Origin of the sequence: Nocardia arseniciresistens (assembly GCF_046764875.1) — a bacterium.
Classification (GTDB): Bacteria; Actinomycetota; Actinomycetes; order Mycobacteriales; family Mycobacteriaceae; genus Nocardia; species Nocardia arseniciresistens.
Genome location: NZ_JBKORD010000013.1, coordinates 21,177 through 33,619, shown reverse-complemented (window position 1 = coordinate 33,619; position 12,443 = coordinate 21,177). Strand labels below are relative to the sequence as shown.

Here is a 12,443-nt window from a genome sequence, read left to right as displayed (position 1 = left end):
CGCCGAATTTGTTCCAAGGAGCAGTCCATGACTACCGCCCCGACGGTCAACGCACCGACCATCGCCTCAATGGTGAGGACAGGCAACGTTCGATACACGATCCTGGCGATGATCTTCGCCGTCACCGTGATCAACTACGCCGACCGCGCCACCATTTCGATTGCCGGCGACGCCATCCAGTCCGAGTTCGGAATCAGCTCCGTCGCACTCGGTTACGTATTCTCCGCGTTCGGCTGGTCCTATCTGATCGGACAGATCCCCGGCGGCTGGCTACTGGACCGCTATGGCTCCAAGAAGGTCTATGGCTACGCGGTCCTCACGTGGTCGACCTTTACTTTTTTGCAAGGATTCCTCGGCAGCTTCTCCATGGGTACAGCCATCGGGTTGCTGGTCTTCCTGCGATTCATGGTCGGCCTCACCGAAGCACCCGCGTTCCCTGCCAACGCCCGCGTAGTCGCCGCGTGGTTCCCGGCCGGCGAGCGCGGCTTCGCCTCCTCGGTATTCAACTCCGCCCAGTACTTCGCGACCATCGTCTTCGCTCCACTCATGGGCTGGGTGGTGACCGTACTCGGCTGGGAACACGTGTTCACCGTCATCGGCGGTATCGGCATCGTGCTCGCGCTGATCTGGACCAAGGTCGTCTACACCCCCAAACGGCATCCTCGCCTGTCCCAACAGGAACTCGCCTACATCGCCGATGGCGGCGGTCTGGTCGACATGGACGAGCCCGACGCCACCCCTCAGGCCGGCGGTAGCGATCAGCTGCGCTACATGAAGCTGTTGTTGACCAACCGCATGCTCCTCGGCGTCTTCTTCGGCCAGTTCTTCATCACCACGATCACCTGGTTCTTCCTCACCTGGTTCCCGGTTTACCTGGTGCAGGAACGCGGAATGTCCATCCTCAAAGCAGGTTTCATCGCGGTACTCCCTGCTATCTGCGCATTCGTCGGCGGCCTCAGCGGCGGCGCGATCTCCGACTACCTGCTGCGTCGCGGACTGTCACAGACCGCGGCCCGCAAAATCCCGATCATCGCCGGATTGCTGCTCGCCAGCACCATCATCGGATGCAATTACGTCGACGCGTCCTGGATGGTGGTGGCTCTGATGTCGCTCTCCTTCTTCGGCAAAGGATTCGGCGCCCTGGGATGGGCCGTCATGTCGGATGCCTCTCCGAAGGAGATATCCGGCCTCGGTGGCGGCGTGTTCAACACTTTCGGCGCTGTCGCTGCCATCACCACGCCGATCATCATCGGCTACCTCGTCGACGCCACCGGTTCCTATGATTGGGCGCTTGTCTTCGTCGGAGGTTGCGCGATAGCGACGGTGATCTCCTACGTGTTCGTCGTCGGCCCCATCAAACGCCTTCACCTCGCCGACATGGAAGCCGCCGCCGGGCCCCGACCGGCGACGCGATCGACCCTCTGAGCTCGAACCCGACGACCGATCCAGAATCCCGGACTTGGCTGAGGTTCCCAAGAGATAACGAAAAACGGCCCGGAACAGTATGTTCCGAGCCGTTTTCCGTCGTCGCGACCTCGCGATGGGCTGAACGGAGGTGGCGATGCGGCGGTACGCTAGATGTGCCATGGCTGAGAACACTGTGGTCGATGATTCCGATCCGGTGACCGTGTTGCTGGGCGGTGACGTCATGCTGGGTCGTGGCGTCGATCAAATCCTGCCGCATCCCGGAGTGCCGATACTGCGCGAGCGTTACGTCGGTGACGCCCGTACCTACGTCGAGCTGGCTGAGCAGGCGAACGGGCCGATCCCGCAACCTGTGGACTTCAGCTGGCTGTGGGGCGACGCGCTGCCGATGCTGGAGACGCTCGCACCCGAGGTCCGGCTGCTCAACCTGGAAACCGCGATCACCGCGGACGGTGAATTCGCCGACCGTAAGGGCATTCACTACCGGATGCACCCGGACAACCTTCCGGCGCTGACCGCGATCCGGCCCGATGTGTGCGCGCTGGCCAATAATCACATCCTCGATTTCGGTTGCCGCGGCATGAAAGACACGATCGACGCGCTGGCGGCCGCGGGTATCCACGGCGTCGGGGCCGGAGCCGATGCCGAAACCGCGCACCGGCCGGCGGTGTTGACCGTCCGCGACGAACATCGTGCCGTGATCGCCTCCGTCGCGTCGCGGTCGAGCGGAGTTCCCGGATCCTGGGCGGCGCTCCACGACCGGCCGGGTGTGTGGTTGATCGACGATTCGTCCGCCCGCCGCGCGGCCGACGATATCGCGGCACAGGTGTTGGCGCACAAGCACACCGGAGATATCACCGTCGTATCGGTGCACTGGGGGCCGAATTGGGGCTATGGCGTAGGGCTGAGTGAAATACAGTTCGCGCACAGGTTGATCGACGCCGGTATCGATGTCGTGCACGGACATTCCTCGCACCATCCCCGCCCGATCGAGATCTATCGCGACCGGCTGATCCTGTACGGCTGCGGTGACGTCATCGACGACTATGAAGGCATCAGGGGCTATGAGTCCTACCGGGCCGAGCTGAGGCTGCTGTATATCGCGTCGATTCATCCCGGCGGTGGTGAGCTGGCGGCGCTGCGAATGCTGCCGTTTCGGGTGCGGCGTCTGCGACTCGAGCGGGCCGCGCGAGTCGACGCGCAATGGTTACGTACCACAATCGAGCACATCAGTCGCCGGTTCCGTATTCGTGTCGTGCCAGGACCCGAGGATCTGCTGATCGTCGAGCGGAAACCTGGCCGGTTACCGCACTTCGCATGAACTGGTGCCCTCGCGTTGGAGCAGGTGTGACGATTCAGCGCTACCGGGCAGTCCACACCTGTTGCGCATGACCGACACGACGGGTAGTCCGGATACCAGGAGGTGTTCGATGCGATCCTATGCATCCGATCCCTCGATGCGGATAGACGAGGTCACGGTGCCGTCGGATTCCATTCGTCTGACGGGGCTACTGGCTGTCCCACAGAACGCCACCGCCCTGATCGTCTTCGCGCACGGGAGCGGTAGCGGTCGGCACAGTCCGAGAAATCGATTGGTCGCCGGTGTCCTGAATCGTGCGGGACTCGCGACGATGCTGGTCGACCTACTGACCTCGGATGAGGAGGGAGATCGTGCCCGCGTTTTCGATATCGAGATGCTCGCCCATCGGCTCGTCGAGGTGACCCGTTGGCTGCGAACGCGGTCGGACCTGAGCGAGCTACCCACCGGATATTTCGGCGCGAGCACCGGAGCCGGCGCCGCGCTGCGGGCAGCCACCGAACCCGGCATCGAGATTGCGGCCATCGTCTCTCGTGGCGGCCGCCCCGACCTCGCTGGTCCTCGGCTGGCGCTGGTCCGCGCGCCGACGCTGCTCATCGTCGGCGGTAATGACCAGCGAGTGCTCGAGCTCAATCGTGAGGCCCGGCTGCAGATGCCGTGTCCGAGCGAGATCGACGTCGTCCCCAACGCGACGCATCTGTTCGAGGAGCCCGGCGCACTCGAACAGGTGGCGGACCTGGCCCTGGACTGGTTCCGCCGCCATCTCATCGTTGCGAAACCTTGAACACCATCCACACCGACCCGAGCCCTGCCAAACCTCGCCCGCGTGCGGGAGATGCTGATCCGACAGTCGGGCATGCCACCGCATTTCGCGCGGACCCGCACTGAGACCGAGGCATTCGCACGTGCTGCCGGGAATGCACCGGGATGCAGCGGTTCGCGGAGCCGACTACCTACTGGGCGATGCCACCCCGAACCCGACGACGAATCCAGAATCCTGAGCTTTGCTAAGGTTCCCGAATCCGTTCCCAATGAATAACGAAAAACGGCCCGGAACAACGCGTTCCGGGCCGATTTCCTTAGTAGCGGGGACAGGATTTGAACCTGCGACCTCTGGGTTATGAGCCCAGCGAGCTACCGAGCTGCTCCACCCCGCGTCGGTAAACACAACCTTACACACGTCTACGTTCGGATGGCAAATCGCCATCGAAGCAGAGGACTTGCGCAGGTCAGTGGCATCGTCCGGCCTTCGAACGCGGTCCATCGGGGTTGACGAGCGGTGCCGCGGGCGGCAATAGCGCGAACCGAGTTCGCTCCGTTGCTCAGCCGAGCGACTCGATGGGGATGCGCGCACGCGGACCCTTTCATCGAGCCTCTCAAACGTGACCCGGCTCACCATATCCTTGTGACCTCACGCACATCACGGAGCTATCACAGACTGTCCGGAATCCGTTCAAACAACATTAACAACCAGCGCAAACGTAGATATACAAGGTATTCGCACCACGGAATGCGCGTGTTATCAAGACGTGATCTGCTGAGATTTCTTCGTTACCGTCGGTTTCGCGGCCCGGATCAAACGTGATGGGCACGAACTCGAACCGCCGAACACCGGCGACCCTGTCCCGCGGTTCGAGGATCCCCGACTCCTGGGGACAGGGACGTGGCGGAGTTTCGCCACGTCGGCGGGCGCAGGGAGGGAAAATAATATGTCTCAGAACCGAAAGTTCAGCACCCGCGCCCTCGGCTTCGTTGCCATGACCGGCGCTCTCGTTGCAGTACCCTTCGGTCTCTCCACAGCGACCGCGTCGGCCGCGCCCTCTCACAACTGGGATGGCGTCGCACAGTGCGAGAGCGGTGGCAACTGGGGGATCAACACCGGCAACGGCTACTACGGCGGTCTGCAGTTCTCGCAGAGCACCTGGGCGGCCAACGGCGGTGCGGGTTCGGCGAACAACGCCAGCAAGGCCGAGCAGATCCGCGTCGCGGAGAATGTGCTCGCCAGCCAGGGCGTCGGCGCTTGGCCGACCTGCGGCGCCTACCTCAGCGGCGGGGAGTCCGCCGATGTCGAGCCCGAGCCCGCCGTGGAGCCGGAGCTCACCGCCCCGACCATCGACAATGCCAAGACCGTCGTCGACCAGGCCAAGAGCACGGGCAACGAGCTCGCGGCACAGGTCGGCGTCCAGGACCAGTACCAGGCGGTACTCGCGCAGAACAGCGCACTGATCAACTCGCTGTTCCGCTGATCTTCGGTCCTGCTTTCCTGACCTGATACGACAGGGGCCCTGCCACCCGAATGGGTGACAGGGCCCTTACTCGTCTTCGGACTCGGTCAGCGACCGGCGTTCTGATATGCCTTCACCGCGGCATCCAGCTCGTCGAGCGCCTTACCGAAGTCCGTGAAGTTGCCCGTGCGCATGGCATTACGCACGTTGTCGATCTTGCGGTTCAACTCCGCCGCCGCCGCGTCCTTGGCGGCCGACGAACCGGCGGGCGGGGTGACGCCGCCCGGCGGCACCGTCGTAGTGCCACCGGTCTGCGGTGGCGGTGTGCTGCCCTCGACCGGCGGTGGTGCGGCACCCGGTTTCGGCCTCAGGGCCGGGTCGCCACCGAATGGTGTTGCCAGCGAACCGGATCCGGGTAGCACCTGATTCAGCGCCTCGGCAAGGGTCGCCGCGTAGCCGACCTTGACGCTGCCCGCTTCATCGCGATAGCTCACCAACACTCGGAGCAATTGCGGGAAGGTCGAGGTGTTGGGCCCGGTATTGCGTTCGTTGTAAAGCGGTTCCACATAAAGGATTCCGCCGTCGGCAACCGGCAATGTCAGCAGATTGCCATATTTGATCTTGTTCGAATTCGACAGCAGTGTCTTCTGTTCCGACACTTCCGGTGATGTCGTCATCGTGTTCTGCGTCTGCTGCGGACCCTGTGTTTGCGTATCGGTGGGCAATCGCAGAATCGTGAATTTGCCGTAGCCGTCCGGATCCGATTTCACCGAGATGTAGGCGGACAGGAACTGCCGGTTGTAGCCGACCATCGCACTGGTCAAATTGAAGACCGGCTGGTTCGTCTGCTGATCACCGAGCAGCACGTAGTACGGCGGCTGGTTGAAGGTGCCGCCGCCCTCGACGGTCGGATCGCTCGGCACCGACCAGAAGGCGTTGTTGGTGAAGAACTCTCGCGGATCGTCGACGTGGTACTTGGTGAGCATCTCGCGCTGCACCTTGAACACATCCTCCGGATAGCGGAAGTGGGCCCGCAACTCCGGGGTGATCTCGCTCTCGGGCTTGACCGCACCGGGGAACACGCCGCGCCAAGCCTTCAGCACCGGATCGGAGGAATCCACCTCGTAGAGGTTCACCGTGCCGTCGTAGGCGTCGACGGTGGCCTTCACCGAGTTACGGATATAGCTGACTTCCTTGCGCGGCAGCAGCCTTCCGGTCTTCTTGTCGATGCTGTCCTCGACCGCGCCCTCCAGCGAGGTGGTCTGCGCGTAGGGGTAGTTGTCCAGCGTGGTGTACGCGTCGACAATCCACTGGATCCGGCCATCGACCACCGCGGGATAGGCGTTCCCATCGGTCGTCAGCCACGGCGCTACCTTCTGTACCCGATCGCGTGGATCGCGATTGAAGATGATCTTGGAGTCGTCGCCGATGGCCGAGGAGAACAGAATGTTGCGCTCGGCGTACTTGGCGGCGAACGCCAACCGGTTGAACCAATTGCTGATCGGCACACCACCCTTGCCGCTGTAGGTGTACTGCGCGGTGTCGGAGTCGTATTCGCGCGGGCGCTGCCCCTCCGTCGAGCCGACGATCGAGTAGTCCGGATTCGCCTGTGAAATCAGCTCGCCGAAGTACACCCGCGGCTGGTCGACCTTGATCCGCTGCTTGTCCGTCGGCGTGAACAGGTCACTGACCATGAAGATCGGGTAGCCGCTGTCGCTGCTGCCTCCGGTCGCGTTGGGATCATCGGACTGCGCCTTGTTGACCCGGTTGGCCGGGGCGGCGACGAAGCCGTTGCCGTGAGTGTAGACGGTGTGCTGGTTGATCCAGTCGGTCTGGTTGCCGCTCAGCGCCGCGGGCGACAGCTCACGGGCGGCGACGATGTAGTCCTGGATATCGCCGTCGATGTTGTAGCGGTCGATGTCGAGCGACTCGGGGAAGCCATAGAAGTTCTTCAGCTGCCGCAACTGGGTGAAGGTGGGCGACAAGATGTTCGGATCGAGCAGCCTGGCATTCCCGATGGTCGCGGCGTCGACCGCGACTTCCTGGGGGTTTCTCTTGCTCTCGCCCTTGTAGTCCTTGTAGTCGATCTTGTCGGAGGTAATGCCATACGCATCCCTGGTCGCGGCGATATTGCGCTGGATGTATTCGCTCTCCTTGTCGGCGGCGTTCGGGCGCACCGAGAACTGCTCGACAACCAACGGCCATACCGCACCGACCAGGATCGAGGACAGCACGAGCAGTGCCGCCGCCATCGCGGGCACCCGCAGATCGCGCAGCACGATGCCGGCGAAGAAGGCCACCGCACAGATCACCGCGATGGAAAGCAGGATCAGCTTGGCGGGCAGTACGGCATTGATATCGGTGTAGGAACCACCGGTAAAGGTCGGCTCCTTACGACTGCTCGAGAGTAGTTCGTAGCGGTCGAACCAGTACGCGATGGCCTTGAGCAGCACGAAAATCCCGGCGAGCACGGCGAGCTGGATGCGCGCGGGACGGGTCAGCGTGCCCTCCCTGCCCGACAGCCGCAAGCCGCCGAAGACGTAGTGCGTCACCAGGCTGGCGAAGAAGGCGATGACGACAGCGACGAACAACCAGTTCAGCACCATGCGATAGAAGGGCAGGTCGAACGCGTAGAACCCGACGTCGAGATTGAACTGCGGATCCGTCTTCCCGAACGTGCCGCCGTGCAGGAACAGCTGCACGGTGACCCAATTCGACTGGGCCACCAAGCCGGACAGCAGACCGAGCAGCACCGGGATGCCGATCCCGAACAGCTTGAGCCTGCTCATCACCGTGGTGCGATAGCGCGCGATCGGGTCGTTCGGGCCGGCCTCCGGTATGAATACCGGCCGGGCCCGGTAGCCGAGCAGCAGCGCCAACCAGACAACGAGGCCGACGAACACGGCGACGACCAGGAACAACAGCACCCTGGTGCGCAGCACGGTGAGATAAACACTGCGGAAGCCGACCTCGCCGAACCACAACCAGTTCGTATACGTGTCGGTCAGTCGTGGTCCCAACAAGAGCAGCGCTGCCACAATAATGGCCGCCACCAGCAGCACTCGGCTGCGTCGGGACAACGAAGGTAAGCCGGTGGGGGGCCGCATGCCCACGATGCCACGCTCCAAGATCCGGCGGCACTCGCACCGATATTTCGGCCGACATACCGCAGTCCGATGTTGCAGGTGGTCCTTGCGGACCCTCTTTCGGCCCACTCTACGGAATCGGACACCGGTCGGACCGCATGGCCGCAATTGCACAGACCAGAGGGGCCGTGGACTAAGCGGGACCGGCAGTCCACGCGGGTCCGATCGTTTGGTTGGATGTTTGGCGTGACCGGAGACCCGCACGCCGAACTCGTTCTCGCCCGCGCCGTCAAGGAGGTTGCGGAATTCGCCGATGCCGAAGGCTGGGGGAATTCGCCGCAGATGTTCGCGCTGGTACGCACCGCAGATCTGGTCGCGGCCGAGCCAGGGCTCGTCGATCAGCTCGACGACAGCAACGAACTCACTCCCGTTGCCCAGGAATCCTTCCCGGACGACGTGACCGGCGGGTCGATGGCTCTCGATGAGTTCCTCGCGACGACCAGCTGGCCCGACGCCGTCGAAGGCTGTGTGCTGGTGCAGGAGATCGTGGTGCTCCCGCCGGACGCCGAGGCCACCCTCGATGACGCGCTCGCGCCGCTGCTCGCCGATCACGACGCCGCCGACGCGGCCGCGCGCGCCGCCGCGGAGGCGCATCCGGAACGGCGCGAGGCGCGGCTGTTCGCGGCGGTACTGCGCGAGGGGTCGTCACTGGCGCTGTTGCAGGTGCGCCCCGAGGACGACGCCGAGGACTTCGGCGACCTCGACCTGCGGACCTACCCCAACCTGGCGCCCAACGTCATCGAAGCGCTGCACAACACCTTCGAGTTCGAGGACTAACCGCAGGAGACGGTCTGCTTACCTGCGTTGATGTCATTGAGCGACTGGACAGCGCCGTTGAGGTTTTCGATCTTCACCAGGCGCAGACCGTCGGGGATGCGTTGTTTGGCCTCGTTGCAGTTGGCGGCGGGGACGAGGAAGGTTTCCGCGCCCGCGTCACGGGCCGCCATCATCTTGAATTGGATGCCACCGATCGGACCGACCTTGCCGTCCTGGTCGATGGTGCCGGTGCCCGCGATGAACTTACCGCCGTCGAGCTCACCGGGTGAGAGCTTGTCGATCAGCGCGAGGCTGAACATCAGCCCGGCCGATGGGCCGCCGATGTCGGCGAGATTGAAGGCGACCTGCATGGGCGGGCGCGCGCCCTCGGTCGGCGTCAGGCCGAGGTAGCCCTTGGCCGCGTCGTCAGGGCGGGCGGCGAGGGTGATGTTCGCGGTCTGCTCGGTCTCGCCGCGCCGGAATGCCACGGTGATCTGGTTGCCCGGCTGCTGCGAACCCACGGCGGCCACCAGGTCCTTCGGTGTGGTGACCGGCGCACCGTTGATGCTGATCAGCTCGTCACCCGCGGCGAGCACGTCCTTGGCAGGGCCGTCGTCGCCGACCTTGCGCACAAGTACGACGGTGGGCAGGTTCAGGAAGTGCAGCGCGGCGACCTCGGCGTTGCCCTCGGAGTCCTTGAAATCCTGCTGGTTGGACTTGTCGATTTCCTCACGCGGTACTCCGGGTGGGTACACCTCGGCGCGCGGTACGAGACCGTGTTGACCGCTGACCCAGAAGCCGAACGCCTCGAAAATATTCAGCCCGTCGCGCACCGACACCGTGGTCATGTTGAGGTTCCCGGTGGTGGGGTCGAGCACGGCGCCCTGCACATCGACGACTTGCTTACCCTCGACCTCGCCGAGGGTATTGAATGTGGGCCCTGGTCCGAGTGCGACGAACGGCACAGTGAACACACTGCCCGCTACTCCGAGCACGAGCACCGGGATCAAAGCGGCAACCAGGGTGAGGATCCGTCGATTCACCTCGACCACAGTAGTGATCGCCTGTGCCGATGGGCGGCAGAGGCACGCATTTACCACGTTCGGGTGTCCCCCGATTTCGCGCTGCGCGAACACAAGACCCCTATGCCGCACGCGTAACGTAAGGGGCATGAGCGACCTCCCCTTCGGATTCTCGAATCGCGATGACGACGACGCGCGCAAGCGCGGCGAGGAGCCGGGCGGTCCCGATGCGAACAATCCGTTCGGCTCGGGCGGGCCCGGCGCCGGCGGCTTCGACCCGTCGCAGCTCGGGCAGATGCTGTCCTCGCTCGGACAGATGATCAGCGGCATGGGCCAGCCGGGTTCGGCGGCGTCCGGTCCGGTGAACTACGACATCGCCAAGCGGCTGGCCCGCCAGCAGCTCGGGGCGAGCGTGACCCCGTTGACCTCCGGCGCGACCAGCGCGGTGACCGATGCGGCGCACCTGGCCGAGCTGTGGCTCGACGGCGCGACCACGTTGCCCGCCGGTGCGACCAAGACCGCGGCATGGACGGCCAACGACTGGATCGAGGAGACGCTGCCGACGTGGAAGCGCCTGTGCGATCCGGTGGCCGAGCAGATCTCCGGCATGTGGACCGCACAGTTGCCGGAAGAGGCAAGGGAATTCGCGGGCCCGATGGTCGGCATGCTCAGCCAGATGGGTGGCCTCGCCTTCGGATCGCAGCTCGGCCAAGCCCTCGGGCAGCTGGCCAAGGAGGTACTGACCTCCACCGATATCGGTCTCCCGCTGGGACCGAGCGGCACCGCGGCGCTACTGCCCGCGGCCATCTCGGAGTTCAGCGCGGGGCTGGAGCAGCCGGAGAGCGAAATCTTGGTGTTCCTCGCTGCCCGCGAGGCGGCCCATCAGCGGCTGTTCGGCCACGTCCCTTGGCTGCGCCAGCAGGTGCTCGGCGCGGTCGAGGACTACGCGCGCGGCATCAAGATGGACTTCTCCGCGCTCGAAGAGGCCGCCCAAGGCATCGACCCGATGGCGCTGAGCGATCCGTCGAAGCTCGAGGAGATCCTGTCGCAGGGCACCTTCGAGCCGCAGAACACCCCGGAACAGAAGCAGGCCCTCGAACGGCTGGAGACGCTGCTCGCGTTGATCGAAGGCTGGGTCGAGGTCGTCGTCATCGAGGCGGTGGGTGATCGCCTGCCGGGTGCCGGTGCACTCGCGGAGACGCTGCGCAGGCGCAGGGGCACCGGTGGCCCCGCCGAACAGACCTTCGCGACCCTGGTCGGCCTGGAGCTGCGGCCACGCAAGCTGCGCGAGGCCGGGGCACTGTGGCGGCGGTTGACCGCCGACGCGGGTATGGAGGCGAGGGACGGCCTCTGGGCGCACCCGGATCTGCTGCCCGACTCCGATGACCTCGACTCTCCCGCGGGCTTCATCGACTCGGTGATCGGCGGCGGCACCAACGCGTTCGACGATCCACTCGCCCAGCTCGCTGCGACCGAAGCCCGTGAGCGCGACGAGGCCGAGCGCAAGCGGGCCGCATCCGGCGAGCCCGATTCCGACGGTCCCGACCTCGGCAAGGACAGCGACAAGTCCTGAGACTGTCCTGTTAGTCACCGCGAATCCCTGTGGATAACCGCAGGATTCGCGGTGTTTGTGGCATTTGCCAGTCCGCATACTGCTGGCCATGACGATAACGATCCGCCCGCACGGCCCCATGTTGCATCCCCGGGTGACGATTCTGGTGCGTCCTTCCGGTGTGGTCCAGCTCGGCTGGGACCCGGAGGGCGCGCTGCTGCTACATCCGGCCGAGTTGGATGCCGATACCGTGCTCGCCTTCCTGCGCCTGCTCGACGGCCACCAGACCAGACCGCAACTCATCTGGCGAGCGGGTGAACGCGGCATCACACCGGAGCGGGCGCTCGCGCTGCTGACCGAGATCGACAATGCGGGCCTGCTCATGCACCCCGACGACACCGGTCCGGTCCGTGCGGTGCGCGTACACGGACTCGGACCGCTCGCCGACGCGGTCTCGGCGGGCTTGCGCGGCATCGGACTGCGACCGAGCCGCTCACGCGATTACGATCCCGACGCCTCGGTGACCGGTTGGCGGGCCGACCTCGTGGTGCTCACCGACTCGCTGGTGATCGATCCGCGCCTCGCCAACGATCTTGTGCTGCACCGGATTCCGCATCTTCAGGTCCGCATCCGCGACGGCAAAGGCCTGATCGGGCCGTTCGTGCTGCCCGGCGCGACCAGCTGCCTGCGCTGCCTGGACCTCACCCGCACCGACTACGACGCGGACTGGCCACACCTGGCCGCGCAACTGCTCGACCGCGTCGGGCACGCCGCACCAGCAGCTATCGCGGCAACCGCCGGCTTGGCGTTGAACGAAATCGAGTCGATCCGGGCGTGCTCGGCGGACCGAACACCGGCCACCCTGAACGCCACCCTCGAATTGGATCACGAGTCGCATCTGGTCGAACAACGCTACTGGGCTGCACACGCCGCGTGCGGCTGCCGGGTGATTTCCGGTAGTTCGAACGCATGATCCTGGCGATTCTTACACTCTGCCAA

Annotated in this window: 8 protein-coding genes, 1 tRNA gene and 1 pseudogene; 7 read left to right on the top strand and 3 right to left on the bottom strand. The window is 64.7% G+C overall.

Annotation, left to right across the window (positions count from 1 at the left end; translation table 11 throughout):
* The first annotated feature begins 27 nt into the window (after positions 1 to 27).
* From ACLMAJ_RS23575 to ACLMAJ_RS23565, 3 genes and pseudogenes are all read left to right on the top strand, one after another.
* Positions 28 to 1,425, top strand: coding sequence for an MFS transporter (locus ACLMAJ_RS23575; RefSeq protein WP_412015985.1), 1,398 nt, complete (start codon positions 28 to 30; stop codon positions 1,423 to 1,425).
* Between the two features lie 175 nt (positions 1,426 to 1,600).
* On the top strand, positions 1,601 to 2,746 hold the full coding sequence (locus ACLMAJ_RS23570; protein ID WP_412016194.1) for a CapA family protein: 1,146 nt from the start codon (positions 1,601 to 1,603) through the stop codon (positions 2,744 to 2,746).
* Between the two features lie 127 nt (positions 2,747 to 2,873).
* Positions 2,874 to 3,527: pseudogene (locus ACLMAJ_RS23565) on the top strand (dienelactone hydrolase family protein); the annotation flags it as partial.
* A gap of 299 nt (positions 3,528 to 3,826) precedes the next feature.
* Here ACLMAJ_RS23565 and ACLMAJ_RS23560 read toward each other — a convergent pair.
* A tRNA-Met gene (locus ACLMAJ_RS23560) sits at positions 3,827 to 3,900 on the bottom strand.
* 552 nt (positions 3,901 to 4,452) lie between these two features.
* On the opposite strand from ACLMAJ_RS23560, the gene ACLMAJ_RS23555 reads away from it, so the two are divergent.
* The gene (locus tag ACLMAJ_RS23555) at positions 4,453 to 4,989 is read left to right on the top strand and encodes a transglycosylase family protein (RefSeq protein WP_412015984.1); all 537 of its coding nucleotides are present in this window, start codon (positions 4,453 to 4,455) and stop codon (positions 4,987 to 4,989) included.
* 86 nt (positions 4,990 to 5,075) lie between these two features.
* Here ACLMAJ_RS23555 and ACLMAJ_RS23550 read toward each other — a convergent pair whose 3' ends face one another.
* Positions 5,076 to 8,081 carry a UPF0182 family protein gene (locus tag ACLMAJ_RS23550; protein WP_412015983.1) on the bottom strand — a complete coding sequence of 1,002 codons (3,006 nt, stop codon included), beginning with the start codon at positions 8,079 to 8,081 and terminating at the stop codon, positions 5,076 to 5,078.
* A gap of 219 nt (positions 8,082 to 8,300) precedes the next feature.
* Between ACLMAJ_RS23550 and ACLMAJ_RS23545 the strand changes: the two genes are divergently transcribed.
* A complete protein-coding gene (locus ACLMAJ_RS23545; RefSeq protein WP_412015982.1) occupies positions 8,301 to 8,891 on the top strand; it encodes a PPA1309 family protein in 591 nt (196 codons plus the stop codon).
* Here ACLMAJ_RS23545 and ACLMAJ_RS23540 read toward each other — a convergent pair.
* The gene (locus ACLMAJ_RS23540; RefSeq protein WP_412015981.1) at positions 8,888 to 9,913 is read right to left on the bottom strand and encodes a YlbL family protein; all 1,026 of its coding nucleotides are present in this window, start codon (positions 9,911 to 9,913) and stop codon (positions 8,888 to 8,890) included. The two genes, ACLMAJ_RS23545 and ACLMAJ_RS23540, sit on opposite strands and share 4 nt — an antisense overlap.
* Positions 9,914 to 10,040: 127 nt before the next feature.
* On the opposite strand from ACLMAJ_RS23540, the gene ACLMAJ_RS23535 reads away from it, so the two are divergent.
* Both ACLMAJ_RS23535 and ACLMAJ_RS23530 read left to right on the top strand, forming a co-directional pair.
* A complete protein-coding gene (locus ACLMAJ_RS23535; protein ID WP_412015980.1) occupies positions 10,041 to 11,465 on the top strand; it encodes a zinc-dependent metalloprotease in 1,425 nt (474 codons plus the stop codon).
* Between the two features lie 88 nt (positions 11,466 to 11,553).
* Positions 11,554 to 12,417, top strand: coding sequence for a hypothetical protein (locus ACLMAJ_RS23530; protein WP_412015979.1), 864 nt, complete (start codon positions 11,554 to 11,556; stop codon positions 12,415 to 12,417).
* The last annotated feature ends 26 nt before the right edge of the window (positions 12,418 to 12,443 follow it).

Coding starts and splice junctions, on each gene's coding strand:
- ACLMAJ_RS23535 (WP_412015980.1), top strand. CDS start 10,041: ATGAGCGACCTCCCCTTCGGATTCTCGAATCGCGATGACGACGACGCG.
- ACLMAJ_RS23575 (WP_412015985.1), top strand. CDS start 28: ATGACTACCGCCCCGACGGTCAACGCACCGACCATCGCCTCAATGGTG.
- ACLMAJ_RS23530 (WP_412015979.1), top strand. CDS start 11,554: ATGACGATAACGATCCGCCCGCACGGCCCCATGTTGCATCCCCGGGTG.
- ACLMAJ_RS23555 (WP_412015984.1), top strand. CDS start 4,453: ATGTCTCAGAACCGAAAGTTCAGCACCCGCGCCCTCGGCTTCGTTGCC.